Annotated in this window: 18 protein-coding genes; 11 read left to right on the plus strand and 7 right to left on the minus strand. The window is 66.6% G+C overall.

Features of this window, described 5'->3' with window-relative positions:
* Positions 1-31 precede the first annotated feature (31 nt).
* Both irrA and E3C22_RS19810 read right to left on the minus strand, forming a co-directional pair.
* On the minus strand, positions 32-484 hold the full coding sequence (gene irrA / locus E3C22_RS19805) for an iron response transcriptional regulator IrrA (protein WP_134763587.1): 453 nt from the start codon (positions 482-484) through the stop codon (positions 32-34).
* 163 nt (positions 485-647) lie between these two features.
* Positions 648-1,109, minus strand: coding sequence for a hypothetical protein (locus tag E3C22_RS19810; protein WP_134763588.1), 462 nt, complete (start codon positions 1,107-1,109; stop codon positions 648-650).
* A gap of 291 nt (positions 1,110-1,400) precedes the next feature.
* Between E3C22_RS19810 and fabA the strand changes: the two genes are divergently transcribed.
* The 4 genes from fabA to E3C22_RS19830 all read left to right on the plus strand — a co-directional run bounded on the left by fabA (position 1,401) and on the right by E3C22_RS19830 (position 4,634).
* Positions 1,401-1,928 carry a 3-hydroxyacyl-[acyl-carrier-protein] dehydratase FabA gene (gene fabA, locus E3C22_RS19815; protein ID WP_134763589.1) on the plus strand — a complete coding sequence of 176 codons (528 nt, stop codon included), beginning with the start codon at positions 1,401-1,403 and terminating at the stop codon, positions 1,926-1,928.
* Between the two features lie 131 nt (positions 1,929-2,059).
* Complete coding sequence (fabB, locus tag E3C22_RS19820; RefSeq protein ID WP_134763590.1) at positions 2,060-3,289, plus strand: beta-ketoacyl-ACP synthase I; 1,230 nt, start codon at positions 2,060-2,062, stop codon at positions 3,287-3,289.
* A gap of 20 nt (positions 3,290-3,309) precedes the next feature.
* The gene (gene fabI, locus E3C22_RS19825; protein WP_134763591.1) at positions 3,310-4,152 is read left to right on the plus strand and encodes an enoyl-ACP reductase FabI; all 843 of its coding nucleotides are present in this window, start codon (positions 3,310-3,312) and stop codon (positions 4,150-4,152) included.
* Positions 4,153-4,193: 41 nt separating this feature from the next.
* Positions 4,194-4,634, plus strand: a complete 441-nt coding sequence (locus E3C22_RS19830; RefSeq protein WP_134763592.1) for a GFA family protein — start codon at positions 4,194-4,196, stop codon at positions 4,632-4,634.
* 122 nt (positions 4,635-4,756) lie between these two features.
* Here E3C22_RS19830 and E3C22_RS19835 read toward each other — a convergent pair whose 3' ends face one another.
* The 3 genes from E3C22_RS19835 to E3C22_RS19845 all read right to left on the minus strand — a co-directional run bounded on the left by E3C22_RS19835 (position 4,757) and on the right by E3C22_RS19845 (position 9,092).
* Positions 4,757-5,527, minus strand: coding sequence for a Bax inhibitor-1/YccA family protein (locus tag E3C22_RS19835; protein WP_134763593.1), 771 nt, complete (start codon positions 5,525-5,527; stop codon positions 4,757-4,759).
* Positions 5,528-5,736: 209 nt separating this feature from the next.
* Positions 5,737-8,313, minus strand: a complete 2,577-nt coding sequence (locus E3C22_RS19840; RefSeq protein ID WP_134763660.1) for an ABC transporter permease — start codon at positions 8,311-8,313, stop codon at positions 5,737-5,739.
* Positions 8,314-8,330: 17 nt separating this feature from the next.
* On the minus strand, positions 8,331-9,092 hold the full coding sequence (locus E3C22_RS19845; protein WP_134763661.1) for an ABC transporter ATP-binding protein: 762 nt from the start codon (positions 9,090-9,092) through the stop codon (positions 8,331-8,333).
* 104 nt (positions 9,093-9,196) lie between these two features.
* Between E3C22_RS19845 and E3C22_RS19850 the strand changes: the two genes are divergently transcribed.
* Positions 9,197-9,883: an arylesterase gene (locus E3C22_RS19850; protein WP_134763594.1), complete on the plus strand. Its 687-nt coding sequence runs from the start codon at positions 9,197-9,199 to the stop codon at positions 9,881-9,883.
* Here the strand turns inward: E3C22_RS19850 and E3C22_RS19855 are convergent.
* Positions 9,875-10,474, minus strand: a complete 600-nt coding sequence (locus E3C22_RS19855; protein WP_167591837.1) for a GNAT family N-acetyltransferase — start codon at positions 10,472-10,474, stop codon at positions 9,875-9,877. The genes E3C22_RS19850 and E3C22_RS19855 overlap by 9 nt on opposite strands.
* A gap of 408 nt (positions 10,475-10,882) precedes the next feature.
* On the opposite strand from E3C22_RS19855, the gene thpR reads away from it, so the two are divergent.
* The 4 genes from thpR to E3C22_RS19875 all read left to right on the plus strand — a co-directional run bounded on the left by thpR (position 10,883) and on the right by E3C22_RS19875 (position 13,983).
* Entirely contained in the window at positions 10,883-11,479 is a 597-nt protein-coding gene (thpR, locus tag E3C22_RS19860; RefSeq protein WP_134763596.1) for an RNA 2',3'-cyclic phosphodiesterase, read from the plus strand.
* Positions 11,480-11,600: 121 nt separating this feature from the next.
* On the plus strand, positions 11,601-11,975 hold the full coding sequence (locus E3C22_RS19865; protein WP_134763597.1) for a YkvA family protein: 375 nt from the start codon (positions 11,601-11,603) through the stop codon (positions 11,973-11,975).
* A gap of 473 nt (positions 11,976-12,448) precedes the next feature.
* On the plus strand, positions 12,449-12,955 hold the full coding sequence (locus E3C22_RS19870; protein ID WP_134763598.1) for an invasion associated locus B family protein: 507 nt from the start codon (positions 12,449-12,451) through the stop codon (positions 12,953-12,955).
* A 254-nt stretch (positions 12,956-13,209) separates the two neighbouring features.
* Positions 13,210-13,983, plus strand: a complete 774-nt coding sequence (locus tag E3C22_RS19875; RefSeq protein ID WP_134763599.1) for a sulfate transporter family protein — start codon at positions 13,210-13,212, stop codon at positions 13,981-13,983.
* On the opposite strand, the gene nth is transcribed toward E3C22_RS19875, so the two are convergent.
* Positions 13,937-14,740, minus strand: a complete 804-nt coding sequence (nth, locus tag E3C22_RS19880; RefSeq protein WP_425364995.1) for an endonuclease III — start codon at positions 14,738-14,740, stop codon at positions 13,937-13,939. The two genes, E3C22_RS19875 and nth, sit on opposite strands and share 47 nt — an antisense overlap.
* 22 nt (positions 14,741-14,762) lie before the next feature.
* On the opposite strand from nth, the gene E3C22_RS19885 reads away from it, so the two are divergent.
* Both E3C22_RS19885 and E3C22_RS19890 read left to right on the plus strand, forming a co-directional pair.
* Positions 14,763-15,305, plus strand: a complete 543-nt coding sequence (locus tag E3C22_RS19885; protein ID WP_134763600.1) for a DUF2244 domain-containing protein — start codon at positions 14,763-14,765, stop codon at positions 15,303-15,305.
* Positions 15,306-15,431: 126 nt separating this feature from the next.
* Positions 15,432-16,295, plus strand: a complete 864-nt coding sequence (locus E3C22_RS19890) for a bifunctional helix-turn-helix domain-containing protein/methylated-DNA--[protein]-cysteine S-methyltransferase (RefSeq protein WP_245515101.1) — start codon at positions 15,432-15,434, stop codon at positions 16,293-16,295.
* Positions 16,296-16,349 lie beyond the last annotated feature (54 nt).

The following is a 16,349-nucleotide window of genomic DNA, read 5'->3' on the forward strand; positions in this document are numbered from 1 at the left end:
CCACCTTGCGCCGCAGCGCCCGGGCGAAGGATCAGTGGGGATCACTCACGAGGCCGGAAGCGGCCTTGCGCCGCACCCGCACCACCACGTCGACATTGACGATCTCCATGCCCTCGGGCGGCTGCGGAAGCTCGTCGAGCTTCAGGGCACCGAGCGGAATGTCGACCATCTCGTTCTCGTCTTCGATGAAGAAGTGATGATGGTCGGAGGTGTTGGTGTCGAAATAGGTGCGCTGGCCTTCAGCCGAGAGCGGGCGGACGAGGCCGGCATCGGTGAACTGGTGAAGGGTGTTGTAGACCGTCGCGAGCGAAACCGTCTCGCCGGCTCTCTGCGCTTCTTCATAAAGCTCTTCGGCCGAGAGGTGCCGGTCGCCCGAGCCGAACATGATGTTGCACAGAGCGACCCGCTGCCGGGTCGGCCTCAGCCCGACCGAGCGAAGCCGCTCGAACACGCAAAAGCTCTGGTTCCGCGTCTGCTTTTCCATTGCTGACTACGCCACTGCCTGTCTGGTCATACACCCCGCACACCGAAAGTGCGGTCCATTCACGCCTAGCGCCATAGCATAGTGGAGCCGGCAAAGCATCAAAAATTAGCGATATCCCTGACTCTTTTGATCAGCTTTTCGTCCCGCACGCAACCGGCCCCTCTCAGCCGGGGCAGTCCGCCGACCGGCGAAGCGCGTCGAGCGCCTTCGACGAGCCTGCGAGCGGCAGGTCGTAGCGGCCGGCCGGCGTCGCCACCTCGGCCTTGCGGCCCCGGCCCAGCGCCTCGATGAGATCGGCGGCCTCCTGCCCGCCGAGCGTGGCGGAAAGCGTCGAGCCCACCCCCTGCCCCCCATCTGCCTTTGCCCGCAGCCGGCGCGCCGTGCCGTCCACCGTCACCACCACGGAATAGCTCGTGCCGGCTTCGAGGCGGGCCGGAAAGCCGAAGAAATCGAAGGAGACGCCGCCCTCGCCGCAACCGACGACGAGGCCGTTGAACGCCCCGTCGGCCCAGAGCCCGGCCTGACCGTTCGCGAAGCGCCAGCCGGCGGCAAGGCCCGGCCGCACAGGCATGAGGGCCGCGAGAGCAAGGGTGGCGATTACAAGGATCAGGCGGTTGCGCGGCATCTTTCGTCGCATGGATGAGAACCTGGAATGTCGTTTGCGGCCGGCCCGCCATGGAGAAAGCGCCGCCATGGGCCGGCCGGTGGTCTTTAAACCCTGCCGCCGCATCTACATTTGCGAGCGCATCATGGCCAGACGGCGCCGACGACGCCGGGATGGCGCCGGCTGCGGCGGTTTAACCGGCAAGATCGCAGCGACTTCCGGTTTTCAGCCATGCAGTGGCCATGCTAAGGCCGCAGGCAAAGCCGACCAACAGGTGGCAGCTAAAATGGACAGGGCGGATATTACAGACCGATGACAGCGCGCAAATCCTCTTTCGACTACGACGATCTTCTCGCCCACGGTCGCGGCGAGCTGTTCGGTGCGGACAATGCCAAGCTGCCGCTGCCGCCGATGCTGATGTTCGATCGCATCACCAATGTCGACGAGACCGGCGGCGAGAACGGCAAGGGGATGATCACCGCCGAGCTCGACGTCAATCCCGACCTCTGGTTCTTCCAGTGCCACTTCAAGGGCGATCCGGTGATGCCCGGCTGCCTCGGCCTCGACGCGCTCTGGCAGCTGACCGGCTTCTTCCTGACCTGGCTTGGCGAGCTCGGCCGCGGCCGGGCGCTCGGCGTCGGCGAGGTGAAATTCACCGGCCAGGTGACGCCGAAGGTCAAGCTCGTCGAATACGGCGTCGAGTTCCGCCGGGTGATGCGCTCCAAGCTGAAGCTCGGCATCGCCAATGGCTGGGTGAAGGCCGACGGCGAGGTGATCTACCGGGCGAGCGACCTGCGCGTCGGGCTGTTCACCGACGAGGTTGCACTCGCCGGTGCCTGACGGGCGGGCGCGACGACGCCTGCCCGAAGCGCCGCCGCGCGCTATTGTCATCAGCCAAATCGATCGATACCCCGACGGACTGATCCCAAGCGTTCCGGATCATGTTCCAGAAGACAGGAGAGGACGCACGGATGAGACGGGTCGTCGTCACAGGCATGGGGATCGTTTCGCCCATCGGCAACGATGTCGAAGAGGTCGCCCGTTCGCTGAAGGAAGCGCGGTCGGGCATTTCCTTCGCGCCCGAATATGCGGAACTCGGCTTCCGCAGCCATGTCCATGGCAAGCCGAGCCTCGATCCGACGACCGTCCTCGACCGGCGGGCGATGCGGTTCCACGGCGGCGGCACGGCGTGGAACCACGTCGCCATGGATCAGGCGATCGCCGATGCCGGCCTCGCCGATTCGGAGGTCTCCAACGAGCGCACCGGCATCGTCATGGGCTCGGGCGGCTCGTCGACCATCTCGATCGTCCAGGCGGCCGACATCACCCGCGAAAAGGGCCCGAAGCGCATCGGGCCGACGATGGTGCCGAAGGCGATGGCCTCGACCGCCTCGGCGACGCTCGCCACCTGGTTCAAGATCAAGGGGATCAACTACTCGATCTCCTCGGCCTGCTCGACCTCCAGCCACTGCATCGGCAATGCCGCCGAGCAGATCATGCTCGGCAAGCAGGACGTCGTCTTCGCCGGCGGCTGCGAGGACCTCAACTGGTCGCTGTCGAACCTCTTCGACGCCATGGGCGCACTCTCCTCGGACTATAACGAGACCCCCGAGGTCGCCTCCCGGGCCTATGACAAGAACCGCGACGGCTTCGTCATCGCCGGCGGCGCCGGCGTCCTGGTTCTCGAAGAGTACGAACGCGCCAAGGCGCGCGGCGCCAGGATCTATGGCGAGATCGTCGGCTATGCCGCGACGTCGGACGGCGTCGATATGGTCGCCCCCTCGGGCGAAGGCGCGGTGCGCTGCATGCGGCAGGCGCTGGCGGGCTTCGACGGCCGGCTCAACGGCCAGGTCGACTACATCAATCCCCACGCCACCTCGACCACGGTGGGCGACCGGGTGGAGATCCAGGCCATCCGCGACGTCTTCGGCGACCAGATCCCGCCGATCTCCGGCACCAAGTCGCTGACCGGCCACAGCCAGGGTGCCACCGGCGTCCACGAGGCGATCTACTCGCTGATCATGATGCGCGACCGCTTCATCGCCAAGAGCGCCCATATCGACGAGCTCGATCCGGAATTTGCGGGCATGCCGATCGTGACGGAGCGTCAGGACGACGCCCAGATCGACCGGATCCTGTCTAATTCGTTCGGCTTCGGCGGCACCAATGCCTGCCTGGTCTTCCAGCGCGTCACAGAGTGAAAAGAAGAGAGAAGACCGCCATGGGCGATCTCATGCAAGGCAAGCGCGGGCTCGTGATGGGTGTCGCCAACCACAATTCGATCGCCTGGGGCGCCGCCAAGGCCTTGGCGGCGCAGGGCGCCGAAGTGGCGCTGACCTATCAGGGCGACGCCTTCGGGCGGCGGGTGAAGCCGCTCGCCGCAGAGATCGGGTCGAAGCTCGTGATCCCCTGCGACGTCGAGGACACCGCCTCGCTCGACACAGTGTTCGAGACGCTGAAGGCCGAATGGGGCTCGATCGACTTCGTGCTCCATGCCATCGCCTTTTCCGACAAGAGCGAGCTGAAGGGTCTCTACGCCGATACGACGCGGGAGAACTTCACCCGCACCATGCTGATCTCCTGCTTCTCGTTCACGGAGGTCGCCAAGCGGGCCGCGGCAATCATGGAAAACGGCGGCTCGATGGTCACGATGACCTATGGCGGCGCCGTCCGGGTCATGCCGAACTACAACGTCATGGGTGTCGCCAAGGCCGCGCTGGAAGCCTCGGTGCGCTATCTCGCCGCCGATTTCGGCCCGCGCAACATCCGCGTCAATGCCGTTTCGGCAGGGCCGGTGCGCACGCTCGCCGGCGCCGGCGTCTCCGACGCGCGGCTGATGTTCAACTATCAGCGCCGCAACGCGCCGATGCGCCGCAACACCACCATCGAGGAGGTCGGCGGCGCCGTCCTCTATCTGATGTCGGAGCTTGCCAACGGCGTCACCGGCGAGATCCACTACGTCGATTCCGGCTACAACGTCATGTCGATGCCGGCGCTGGACGAGCTGAAGGCGCAGGAACAGCGCAAGGCGATCGTCGAGGGTGAGGAGGACGGCGAGGGCTGAGCCGCGCCACGGCGCCTCCCACGCTTTGCAGTGACCACGAAATGAAGAAGAACCCGCTCCCGCCGACGATCTCCGGGCAATGCTATTGCGGCGCCATCACGATCCACGCCTCCGGGCGACCGGAAGCCATCGCCTATTGCCACTGCGCCGACTGCCGGCGCGTGACCGGCGCTCCGGTTGCCGCCTTCGCGGAATTCGCCGCATCGGCAGTGACGTTCACGCCGGATGATGGCCGCCATGTCAGCGTCAATGCGGGTGTGACGCGCTCGTTCTGCGCGAGCTGCGGATCACCCATTGCGGGGCGCTACGACTACCTGCCAGGCAAGGTCTACATCGGGGTGGGCATCCTCGATCAGGCTGACGAGCTCGCGCCTCGGCTGCACGCCCATGAAGCAGAGCGCCTGCCGTGGCTCCACATCGATGATGACCTCGAGCGGCTCGAAGATTCGGCCCGCTCCAGGCTCGCCCCTCCATCACGGTGAGCGACGGAGCTTTCATTTCCTCACGGTGACGCAGGCTGCGGGCAGAAACGTCCAGACACGAACCCCAACGAAAAAGGGCGGCCCGAAAGCCGCCCTTTTCGCATTCCGTTTTCGCTGGCAGATCAGTTGCGGTTGCCGAAGAGCTGCAGGATGAACAGGAACATGTTGATGAAGTCGAGGTAGAGGCGCAGCGCGCCCATCACGGCCTTGCGGCCCATCACCGCCGAGCCGTCGCCCTCGTAGTACATCTCCTTGATCTGCTGCGTGTCGTAGGCCGTGAGGCCGGCGAAGACGAGCACGCCGATCACCGAGACGGCGAAGGCGATGGCGCCCGAGCCGATGAAGATGTTGACGATCGAAGCGAGGATGATGCCGATCAGGCCCATGAACAGGAACGAGCCCCAGCCCGAGATGTCCCGCTTGGTGGTGTAGCCCCACAGCGACAGCGCGCCGAAGGCGGCCGCAGTGATGAAGAACACCTGGGTGATCGATTCCTGCGTGTAGACGAGGAAGATCGTCGACAGCGACAGGCCGACCATAGCGGCATAGGCCCAGAAGGTCGCCTGCGCGGCCGCAACGCTCATCTTGTGGACGCGGAACGACAGGAAGAACACCATCGCCAGCGGCGCCAGCATCAGCACCCACTTCAGCGGCGAGACGAAGACGGTGTAGCCGAGATCGGTCAGGAAGAGGTCCGGACGGACCTGATAGGCCGTCGGCTCGGTCGTTACCGACATGGCGTAGAGCGCATAGGCGGCGATGCCGGTCAGCGCGAGGCCGCCCGCCATCAGATTGTAGACCTTCAGCATGTAGCTGCGAAGGCCCTGGTCGATATCAGCGCGCGTACCGGTCGCGGGTACGGACCGCACACTGGCATTGCGATAATCAGCCATGGATCGAATTCCTTTTCTGCGTGTCCCGTCCGGTGTCCGCGCCATGGCTTGCGGCTCGGCGTGGAGGCGCCGCTGGCGGGACGCCCAGCAGTCCTGCCGACAATATGCGGATTGCCGCTTTTGCGCACAAGGGCGCAAGGGGCCGCAAGCGCTGATTCTCCGGCGATCGGGATTAATTCTGCGTTATCTTGCCGGCTTGCCGGGACCGCTCACAGATTGCGCAGCACCGGCGCCGCCTTCTGGCCGAGGATACGCCAGGTGCCGGCGAGGCCGAAGCCGACGGTGAGGACGAGCGAAACGATCAGCGTCGTCAACGCGACTGTCCAGTCGAACACCCAGGGCAGCGCCATGATCGTGTCGACCACGAACCAGGAGGCCGCAGCCCCTGCCGCCACGGCGAAGACGCCGGTGGCAAGGCCGAGCAGAAGATATTCGGTCGCAAAGGCCTGAACCAGCGTGATGCGCGTCGCGCCGAGCGTCTTCAGCACCACGGCGTCATGCATGCGGCCGCGATTGCCGGCGGCGAGCGCCCCGGCAAGCACCAGCACCGAAGAGACCAGCGCCACGGCCGCGGCGACGCGGACCGCCAGCGCCAGCTGCGCGATCAGCGCGTTGACCGCGTCGAGCGCCTCCTTGACCCGGACGGTGGTGACCGCCGGGAAGGCGTTGGTGATGCCGTTGACCACCGCCTTTTCCGCCGCCTCGCCATCCTTTTTGATCGACAGGGTCGCCAGCCAGGAATGCGGCGCGCCGGCAAAGGTGTTGGGCGAAAACACCATGACGAAGTTGATGCCCAGATTTTCCCATTCGATCTCGCGGAAATTGGCGATCTTCGCGGTGATGTTCCGCCCCAGGACGTTCACCGTCAGCGTCTCGCCGATCTTCAGGCCGAGCTCGTGGCCCTCCTCCGCGGCGAAGGAGACGAGCGGTTCGCCGGAATAATCCTTCGGCCACCACTCGCCCTCGGTGACGCGGGAATTTTCCGGCACGGCCGGCGCATAGGTGATGCCGCGGTCGCCGCGCAGCACCCAGCCGCCCTCCGCCGGGATCTTCATTGTCGCGACGTCCTCGCCGTTCAGCTTGGTGATCCGGCCGCGCAGCATCGGCACGGCGTCGAGGTCCGAGCCGGGGGCGAGCGCCGCAACCTTGGTCCGGAACGGATCGATCTCGCCGTTCTGGATGTCGAGGAAGAAGAAGTCCGGCGCCCGGTTGGCAAGCCCGGTGCCGATCTCGCGGCGAAGGTCGAAGTCGATGATCGCCAGGGTGACGAGCAGCGTCAGGCCGAGACCGAGCGACAGGACAACGGAAGGGGTCAGCGCGCCGGGCCGGTGGATGTTGCCGATGGCAAGGCGCAGCGGCGTCGAGCGCACCTTCGGCGCGCGCCTCGCCAGCGCCGCGATGCCGAGCGCCACCAGCCTGAGGATGACGAAGGCCGCGGCGGTCCCGCCGAGGAAGATCAGCGCCACCGTCTTGTCGCTCGCCATGAAGACGGCGAGACCCGATATCATCAGAGCGAGCACGATCGCCGCGCCGAGATAGAACCAGCGCATGCGGGCGTCGCCCGTCCCGCCCGCCTCGCGGAACAGCGCCGTCGCCGGCACGTCGCGGGTGCGTCCGAGCGGGATCAGCGCGAAGGCGAGCGAGGTCAGCACGCCGAACAGCGCGGCGACGACCAGCGCGCCGGGATAGACCGAGGCGCTCGCCGCGATCGGAATGAGGCTTTCCAGGAAGCGCGCCGTCAGGAACGGCGCGACGATGCCGAGCAACAGGCCAAGCGCGATGCCGATCGCTGCCAGCGACATGATCTGGATCAGATAGACCGCGACGACGAAGCGGCCGCTCGCACCGAGGCTCTTGAAGGTCGCGATCACCTGGCGCTTGGAATCGAGATAGGCGCCGACGGCATTGGCGACGCCGACACCGCCGACGATCAGCGCGGTGAGCCCGACCAGCGTGAGAAACTGCGAGAACCGCTCGATATTGCGCTGGAGCGACGGCGAGGCATCCTTGGCGGTGCGGACCTGGAAGCCGAAGGCGCCGAAATGGTCGTTCGCGGGTCGGGCCGCATCGTCGGGATCGACGCCCGGCGGCAGCTTCACCTTGTAGGCATATTCGATCAGGCTGCCCGGCTGGACGAGGCCGGAGGCGGCCAGCGCCTCGGGACCGATCATCAGCCGCGGCGCGAAGGCAAGGCCCTCCGCGAGAAGGTCCGGCTCGCGGTCGATCACCCCGGTGAGCGTCAGCGTCACATTGCCGAGTTTCACCCTGTCGCCGGGTTTCAGCCCCAGCCGGTCATAGAGGCTCTCGGCCGCAAGCGCACCGAAGCCGTCGCCGGTCTTCTTCAGAAGGTCGCCGAGCGGCGCATCCGGCGTGGTCTCGATGCTGCCGTAGAGGGGATAGGCTCCGTCGACGACCTTCACCTCGGCGAGCGACTGGTCGCTGCCATCGGCGAGCCGCACCATGGAGCGAAGCGTCTGGGTCTCGGAAACTTCGCCGAGCCCCTGCATGTAGGACATCTCGTCGGCTGTCGCCGGGCGCTGGATCAGCGCGAAGCGCAGGTCGCCGCCGAGGATCGCCTTGCCTTCCTTGGCGATGCCCTCTGACATCATCGACGCTACCGAGTTCACCGCCGCGATGGCGCCGACGCCGAGGGTGATGCAGGCAAGGAAGATGTAGAAGCCGGAAAGCCCGCCGCGCATCTCGCGCATGGCGAAGCGCCAGGCGAGGCGGAAACGCGCCGCAAAGCCGAGCGCATCCTCCCGCTCGCCGCCCCTGGCGCCGGCCATCTGTTCGGTCGCGACCGTCATCGCGCCGCCTGCGGCAGCGCGGCGTCACCGACCGGCGAGGCAGCGGGTCCGGCAGCGGGGACGGTCGCTGCGGCCGAGCCGTGACCGTCGTCGTGGATCACCCCGGTGCGCACCGCGATCGTCCGGCCGCAGCGCGCCGCCAGCGCCGGGTCATGGGTAACGAGGACGAGGGTCATCTGCCGGCGCGCCTGTTCGGCAAAGAGCAGGTCGGCGACCTGCCGTCCGGTTTCCTGGTCGAGATTGCCGGTCGGCTCGTCGGCGATCAGGATCGCCGGTTCCGGCGCCAGCGCCCGGGCCATGGCCACGCGCTGCTGCTCGCCGCCCGAGAGTTCCCCCGGATAGTGGCTGGCGCGGTCCTTCAGCCCGACATTGGCGAGTTCCCGCGCCGCCCGCTCGAAGGCGTCGGCCGAGCCGGCAAGTTCCAGCGGCACGGCGACGTTTTCGAGAGCCGTCATGTTGGGGATGAGATGGAAGGACTGGAAAACGATACCGACATTGCGGCCGCGGAACGAAGCGAGCGCGTCCTCGCTCATGCCGCCGAGCGGCGTCCCGGCAATCTCGACGAGGCCCTTGTCGGCGCGCTCCAGCCCCGCCAGCACCATCAGAAGCGTCGACTTGCCGGAACCGGACGGTCCGACGATGCCGACCGATTCGCCGCGCTGGACGTTGAGGTCGATGCCTTTCAGCACATGCACGGTCGAGCGGCCGGTGCCGAGGGTGAGTTGAACGTCGCGCAGTCGGATCGCCGTTTCCGCCAAGGTCATCGCTTCCTATGTCTTCAGCCGAGATCGAAATTCGCGGGGGCCGCTCGGCTGGCCCCGCTTGGCGGTTCGGCCGGATCGGCTGTCCATATGGGTGACCAATGCAACGCTTCCAACCATTTGTCGGCCGACGGGCCGTCATCCTCACGGCCTTGTCATGGCTTTTCGTCGCAGCCGTAGGGCCTGTCGCGGCGCAGCCAGCAGCAGGCGACGGCAAACCGATCGAGATCGTCGCCTTCGGAGACAGCCTGACGCAGGGCTACGGCGTCGAGCCGGGCAAGGCCTTTCCGGAGCAGCTCGAGGCCGCTCTCCGCAAGGACGGGCTGAACGTCGCGGTCGACAATGCCGGGGTTTCCGGCGACACGACGACCGGCGGGCTGTCGCGCCTCGACTGGTCGGTGCCGCAGACGGCCGACCTTGTCATCGTCGAACTCGGCGCCAACGATGCCCTGCGCGGCATCTCGCCCGACATCACCCGCAACAATCTCGACGAGATCCTGAAGCGCCTGACCGATCGCGGCCAGACGGTGATCCTCGCCGGCATGCTCGCCCCGCCCAACATGGGCGAGGACTACGCTTCGAAGTTCGACGCCATCTATCCGGATCTCGCCAAGAAATATCCGGTGACGCTCTATCCGTTCTTCCTCGAGGGCGTCGCCGCCGACCCGGAGCTCAACCAGGCCGACGGCATGCATCCGACCGCGAAAGGCGTCGCGAAGATCGTCGCGGCGATGAAGCCGGTCATCGAGACGGCGCTCGGCCTCAAAGCCGAGGCCGCGTCACGATAGAGCCTGAGTCGACGCGCCGGCGGATGGCGACAGGAGTTCTGCCAAGCGCCGCCTGCGCCGGTCGATCAGCGCGATGAGCTGGCCGGTGCTCTCCTCAGCCCATTCCCGCGTCAGGCTCCCCTGCCCCGGATGCTGGTCGAGGAGTTCCGCCGTTGCCTCGTTGCCGAAGAGCTTCACGGTGGCGCCAAACCGCCTGGCGATGGCGAGGATCCGCCGATTCTCGGTAAGGCAGGTCAGCCACAGCCGCCGGACGCCGCGGTTGCGGGCCGCATCGACGATCCGGCCGAACAGCCGCGTGCCGTGGCCGAAGCCCTGGAAGTCGGGCTCGATCGAGAAGGCGATTTCCGCCTGGTCGCCATCGCGGGTGGTGAAGCGCAGCTCCGCGACGCCGCGCACCTCGCCGTCGACGAAGAGGCCGAGCACCAGCCCGCCGACATCGAGGCTCGTCTCGGCATATCGGGCGACGAAGGTGTCGTTCACGACATTGCCGAATCGCAGCCGGCGCGAAAGCGTGTCGAGCCGCAGGAGGTGCCGTTCGAGAAGGCGGTGCTCGCCGGGATGGAGCCGCCGGGTGAAGACGATCGGTCTCATCGCCGCGGGCGAATGCACCGGACCGGTCAAGGGATCGTCGATGGCGGGAATGGGGTCTGGAAGAGCGGGTTCGGCCGAAGTAGCCGAGGGAGAAAAACGCATGAACTGGTGCCTGGCCTGACCGAAGATCGCCTCAGCGGCCTTCGGATCGTGAGCCTCCCGACCCGCGAAATAATTGTGCACCGCAACAGAGGCAATGACGAAAAGCCGTGCGCAAGGCTGCCCTGTCCTTGAAACATGGCTTTGGTGATGAAAGTCTCGTCGATGAAACGACTGGCCAATGCGACTCGTCCGCGCCGGCCGGCGTTTCATCCCAAAGCCCCGGGGCGGGCCGTCAGGCTGGCGAACGGGTGACGCGATAAGGCGATTGCGCGTCCGGGGCCAGCACGACGCACGGAGGTCTGTCCGATGCCGCGACTTTTCACCGCCCTCGAAATTCCGCAGGACATCGCCGTTTCGCTCTCGCTGTTGCGCGGCGGTCTGTCCTCGGCCCGCTGGATAGACCCGGAGAACTATCACCTGACCCTGCGCTTCATCGGCGACATCGAGCCCCGGCTCGCTGACGAGATCGTCGCCGCCCTCGACCGGATCGAGCGTTCCAGCCTGCGGCTGTCGCTCTCGGGCCTCGGTGCCTTCGGCAACAAGAAGCCGCATTCCGTCTATGCCGAGGTCGCGCCGTCGCCGGAGCTCGCCGCCCTGCAGGCGGATATCGACCGCGCCTGCCGCCGGCTTGGCCTCGCGCCAGACCAGCGCAAGTTCCTGCCGCATGTCACGCTTGCCCGGGTGAAGAACGGCAAGCCCTCCGACGTCGCGCATTATCTGGCGCTGCGCGGCGGCTTTCGCAGCCGCAGCTTCACCGTCGAGCGCTTCGGGCTGTTTTCGTCGCGCGATTCCATCGGTGGCGGCCCCTATGTCCTCGAGGAGGCCTTCGATCTTGGCCGCGGCGAGGCCTTCGCACCGGCCCCGGCCCGGGCGGACACGAGCTACGCCCACGACTACGGCTGACCGCGCCCGGCCTTTAAGTCCTTCGGAAAAAACGACGAACCGGCGCGGAACCACCGCGCCGGGGCTTGAGGACCAGCCTGTCCTTCGCCATTTCTATCTCTGGCAATTACGGGAGACGACGATGGCGATCGACGAGCGCAAGATCTCGGACATTCTGAGGATCGGGTCGGACGAGGATTTCCGCAAGCGCGAGAAGCGCGTCCATTCCTCGTTCTTCGACACGGTGCGCCGGGCGCTTCGCCATGTCCCCTTCATGGAGGACGTCGTCGCGTCCTATTACTGCGCCATCGATTCCGAGACGCCGGCCTCGACCCGCGGCATCCTGATTGCGGCGCTGGCCTATTTCGTGCTGCCGACGGATCTGATCCCGGACATGCTGCTCGGGATCGGCTTCACTGACGACATCGCCGTCCTCCTGACGGCCTTCAACGCCGTGCGAGGCAACATCCGGCCGGAGCACTACGCCCGCGCCCGGGAAACCCTCGCCGACCTCTGACCGCACTTGCAATTCCAGCCCGCGCGGGCTGCTATGCGGACCGCCCGGCTCCCGGCGACGGGCTGCGATGCGGAGAGGCGCAATGCGTCCGCTTCCAGCCTCAAACGCGCCCGCTCCCACCTGCCCGTCCCCCTTCACTTCTCTCGCCACCGGAACCGCCGTCAAATTCTCGCCGGATTCCTTGCCTTGTTCGCTCGATGCGTCCGCAGCCGGGGGTTTCACCGTAACTTCCTCAGCCAAGCCTTTGGCGCGGCGGCATTTTGCATATCGGGCGGCGATGGCGCATCCAGCTGTGGCGGCGTCAGCGTGTCATTCCGGACCGTGAAATTTGCCTTACGGCCTTTTGCGGTTCGTTAACCATCGCTAAACCCGCACCGACTATGATGACGCAAGTCATCGTTTTCCGACGGTCGCCGGGCCTCGGCGAGGTCGCGGCAATCGCCCGAAAGACGCACTCCGGAGAGCAGGAAACCATGAACGCTAAGACTATCCTGACCACCGCGGCGGCATTGCTGATCTGGTCCAGCGCGGTCGTCGCCGCCCCGACACCGAGCCGGATGAACACCTTCAACGACTGGGGCACCTACGCCTATTCGGGATCCGGTGGGAAAGTCTGCTACATCCTCTCGACCCCGAAGAAGATGCTCCCGGCCAGTGTCGACCACGGCGACATCTTCTTCCTCGTGTCGCAGAAGCCTGGCGAAGGCGTTTCCTACGAGCCGCAGGCCGTCATGGGATACGACCTCAAGGAAGGCTCCAAGGTCACCGTCGACATCGACGGCAAGAAATTCATGATGTTCACCAAGGGCAACTCGGCCTGGATGGAGAACGCCGCCGAAGAGCCGCAGCTCGTCGCCGCCATGCGCGCCGGCCGCTCGCTGAGCATCCAGGCGACTTCGCAGCGCGGGACCAATACGAGCTACACCTATTCGCTGTCCGGCGTGACGGCGGCGCTCAACTCGATCAAGTCCTGCCAGTAAGCCGGGCCGTCAACGGCTCGGGCTGAAAGCAAGGCCCGACCAGCGGCTCCGCCTTTGGCGGGGCCGGTTCGTTTGCGCTGACGCCGGGACGAAACCGGCGCATAGATCGGGCTCGAGTCGCCTCAGAACGATGCCCGGCAACGACCGGGCTGAAGCGTCCGCGGGATGACCGACGCTCTGACGTCGGCGGGCGCACGGTGTTGCGGGAGGCCCTCGCCCCGCCTATCTCCCTCCCGTTGCAACGGGAGACGGCGATGATCTTCACCTCTGCCAGCCTGGCCCTGTCCGACCTCTTCTCGCCGCCCTTCCGCGCGACGCTGTGGAAGTCGCTCGGCCTGACCGCGGTGGTGCTCGTCGTCCTCTGGTTCGGCGTCGAGACGGTCTTCGAATGGCTGGCGGTGCCGTTCCTCTCCAACCTCTTTCCCGACGCGCCCGGCTGGGTGAACGAGGCCGGCACGCTCGCCGGCTGGGGCGCCGGCATCGCCCTTGCCATCGGCCTGTTCTTCCTGATTGGACCGATCAGCGCGATCATCGCCGGCTTCTTCCTCGACGACGTCGCCGAGGTGGTCGAGCGCGGCGCCTATCCGGGCTCGCCGGTCGGCCGCGCCGTGCCGGCCTGGCAGGGCATCGTCCTGTCGCTGAAATTCTTCGGCGTCGTCATCCTCGGCAATCTCGTGGCGCTCGCCCTGCTCGTCGTTCCCGGCATCAACATCGCCGCCTTCTTCCTGGTGAACGGCTATCTCGTCGGCCGGGAATATTTCGAGTTCGCGGCGATGCGCTACCGGCCGGAAGCCGACGCCAAGGAGCTGCGCGCCGCCCATTCGACGACGATCTTCCTCGCCGGCCTTCTCGTCGCGCTGTTCATGGCGGTGCCGATCGTCAATCTCCTGACGCCGCTCTTTGCCGCCAGCCTGATGGTGCATCTGCACCAGAAGATCTCGGCAAAGGACGGCGGCCTCGCCCATCTCGGGCGGGCGGAGGTCAGGCCGTCATCGCGGCAGGCGGTGGACCGGGCGGCAGGGCTCTGAGCTCGGCCGGAATGTCGGTGGTCTTCACCTCGGCCCTGCAGAGATCGGCGATGACGCAGGCTTCGCACTCCGGCTTGCGCGCCTTGCAGACATAGCGCCCGTGCAGGATCAGCCAGTGATGGGCATGGCGGCGATAGGGCTGCGGAATGATCCGCAACAGATTCTCCTCGACCTCGTCGGGGGTCTTGCCCGGCGCCAGATGCAGCCGGTTGCCGAGCCGGAAGATGTGGGTGTCGACCGCCAGCGTCTCCTCGCCGAAGGCGACGTTGAGGACGACATTGGCGGTCTTGCGCCCCACCCCGGGGAGCGCCTCGAGCGCCGCCCGGTCGCCCGGAACCTCGCCGCCGTGGCGCGCGATCAGCGCCTCGGAGAGCGCCGCGACGTTCTTCGCCTTGTTGCGAAAGAGGCCGATCATCTTGATGTGTTCGCGGATCGCCTCTTCGCCGAGGGCTGCCATCGCCTGCGGCGTGTCGGCGGCGGCAAAGAGGCCGCGGGTCGCCTTGTTGACCCCCGCATCGGTCGCCTGGGCCGAGAGCACCACGGCGACGAGCAGCGTGAACGGGTTGGTATGTTCGAGTTCCGACTCCGGCTCCGGCCTCTGCACGGCGAAGCGCCGGAAGATCTCGGCGATTTCGGTGGCGCTGTAGGGTATCTTCGGGCGACGCCTGGCGGTGCGGCCATTCGGCTTCCTGGCTGGCGCCCGCGCACCCGCCCGCTTGACCACGGGGGCCGGCTTGTCGATCTTCTCAACCATCATCGCCCTATAGCGAGCTTGGCCGATGGATGACAATCGCGATCACGACGCCGCCGGCCCGGAGCCTCTGCGCCCTTGCCGTGCGTCAGCCTCGCCGAATGCGGACAGGCCGATCTTCCAGGCGCTGCTGACGCCCTATCGCTCGCTCGGACGGCTCGGCTTCACCGTGATGATGAGCTTCTTCTGCCTCGTCAGCCTCGTCACCGGCGTCCTCTTCCTTCTCAACGGCGCCTGGCCGGTGGTCGGCTTCTTCGGTCTCGACGTCCTGATTCTCTGGTGGGCCTTTTCGGCGAGCTATCGCTCGGCAAAGGCCCGCGAGGAGGTTCTCGTTACCCGCACCGACTGCGCCATCCGCAAGACCTCGCCGAAGGGCGACGTGCGCGAGGCCCATCACAACCCCTTCTTCGCGAGATTTCAGGTCAATCGGCACGACGAGATCGGCATCACCCGGATGAGCGTCGATTCGCGCGACGTCTCGACCGAGATCGGCAGTTTCCTCAATCCCGACGACAAGGACAGCTTTGCCGAGGCCTTCCAGAAGGCGCTGCTGACGGCAAAGCAGCGCTGATAATGCGACCTTCCGGAAATCGGGTGGCGGCGCGAAGCCCCGGCATGCACTGATGCTGGCGAAGGAGACCCGATCATGCTGTCATTTGCCACTGCCACCTGCGAAGCCGTGCCTCTGCCCCATGTCATGCCCTCCGGACGCGCGACCTTGACCGATTACGAGACCGTCCGGCGGATGATCGAGTTCATCTCGACGGAATATCGCAGCCAGCCCTCGCTTGCCGAGATTGCCGAAGCCGTCGGCCGCTCGGAGGAGACGCTGACGACGCTTCTGAAGCGCTGGGCAGGGCTGACGCCGAAGGCGTTCCTCCAGGCGGTGACGCTCGACCACGCCCGCCGCCTCCTCGACGACGGCGCCTCGCTGCTCGACGCCGCCTATGAGGTCGGCTTCTCCGGCCCGTCGCGGCTGCACGACCTGTTCGTCAAGCACGAGGCGGTCTCGCCCGGCGACTACAAGGCCCGCGGCCAGGGCATCGATCTCTTCTACGGCTACCATCCGACGCCCTTCGGCCTCGCCATCGTCGTCGCGACGGAACGCGGCCTTGCCGGCATCGGCTTTGCCGATCCGACCGACGGCGGCGAGGCGACGGCGCTGGAGGATATGCGCCGGCGCTGGCCGCGCGCCCGCTTCATCGCCGACGCGCCGCGGACGCTGCCTTTCGCAAGGCGGATATTCGAGCCGTCGCGCTGGCAGGAGGAGCGGCCGCTGAAGATCGTGCTGATCGGCACCGACTTCGAGATCCGCGTCTGGCAGAGCCTGCTCGAAATCCCCTTCGGCCGCGCCACCACCTATTCGACCATCGCCGATAAGATCGGCGTGCCGAAAGCGGCCCGGGCGGTCGGCGCGGCGGTCGGACGAAATCCGGTCTCATTCGTCGTCCCCTGCCACCGTGTGCTCGGCAAGAGCGGCGCCCTCACCGGCTATCACTGGGGCATCACCCGCAAGCGGGCGATGCTCGGCTGGGAGAGCGGCGTGCTCGCGCGCGACTGAGCGCGAGCCTGATGATTGGGGTTATCGCCCGGAGGCTGCGACGGCCTTCCGGGC

Source organism: Jiella endophytica, assembly GCF_004519335.1.
Taxonomy (GTDB): domain Bacteria; phylum Pseudomonadota; class Alphaproteobacteria; order Rhizobiales; family Rhizobiaceae; genus Jiella; species Jiella endophytica.

Excerpts from the sequence above, each read along its gene's own strand:
- irrA (WP_134763587.1), bottom strand. The coding sequence starts at position 484 with ATGGAAAAGCAGACGCGGAACCAGAGCTTTTGCGTGTTCGAGCGGCTT.
- E3C22_RS19810 (WP_134763588.1), bottom strand. The coding sequence starts at position 1,109 with ATGCCGCGCAACCGCCTGATCCTTGTAATCGCCACCCTTGCTCTCGCG.
- fabA (WP_134763589.1), top strand. The coding sequence starts at position 1,401 with ATGACAGCGCGCAAATCCTCTTTCGACTACGACGATCTTCTCGCCCAC.
- fabB (WP_134763590.1), top strand. The coding sequence starts at position 2,060 with ATGAGACGGGTCGTCGTCACAGGCATGGGGATCGTTTCGCCCATCGGC.
- fabI (WP_134763591.1), top strand. The coding sequence starts at position 3,310 with ATGGGCGATCTCATGCAAGGCAAGCGCGGGCTCGTGATGGGTGTCGCC.
- E3C22_RS19830 (WP_134763592.1), top strand. The coding sequence starts at position 4,194 with ATGAAGAAGAACCCGCTCCCGCCGACGATCTCCGGGCAATGCTATTGC.
- E3C22_RS19835 (WP_134763593.1), bottom strand. The coding sequence starts at position 5,527 with ATGGCTGATTATCGCAATGCCAGTGTGCGGTCCGTACCCGCGACCGGT.
- E3C22_RS19840 (WP_134763660.1), bottom strand. The coding sequence starts at position 8,313 with ATGGCCGGCGCCAGGGGCGGCGAGCGGGAGGATGCGCTCGGCTTTGCG.
- E3C22_RS19850 (WP_134763594.1), top strand. The coding sequence starts at position 9,197 with ATGCAACGCTTCCAACCATTTGTCGGCCGACGGGCCGTCATCCTCACG.
- E3C22_RS19855 (WP_167591837.1), bottom strand. The coding sequence starts at position 10,474 with ATGAGACCGATCGTCTTCACCCGGCGGCTCCATCCCGGCGAGCACCGC.
- thpR (WP_134763596.1), top strand. The coding sequence starts at position 10,883 with ATGCCGCGACTTTTCACCGCCCTCGAAATTCCGCAGGACATCGCCGTT.
- E3C22_RS19865 (WP_134763597.1), top strand. The coding sequence starts at position 11,601 with ATGGCGATCGACGAGCGCAAGATCTCGGACATTCTGAGGATCGGGTCG.
- E3C22_RS19870 (WP_134763598.1), top strand. The coding sequence starts at position 12,449 with ATGAACGCTAAGACTATCCTGACCACCGCGGCGGCATTGCTGATCTGG.
- E3C22_RS19875 (WP_134763599.1), top strand. The coding sequence starts at position 13,210 with ATGATCTTCACCTCTGCCAGCCTGGCCCTGTCCGACCTCTTCTCGCCG.
- nth (WP_425364995.1), bottom strand. The coding sequence starts at position 14,740 with ATGATGGTTGAGAAGATCGACAAGCCGGCCCCCGTGGTCAAGCGGGCG.
- E3C22_RS19885 (WP_134763600.1), top strand. The coding sequence starts at position 14,763 with ATGGATGACAATCGCGATCACGACGCCGCCGGCCCGGAGCCTCTGCGC.
- E3C22_RS19890 (WP_245515101.1), top strand. The coding sequence starts at position 15,432 with ATGCCCTCCGGACGCGCGACCTTGACCGATTACGAGACCGTCCGGCGG.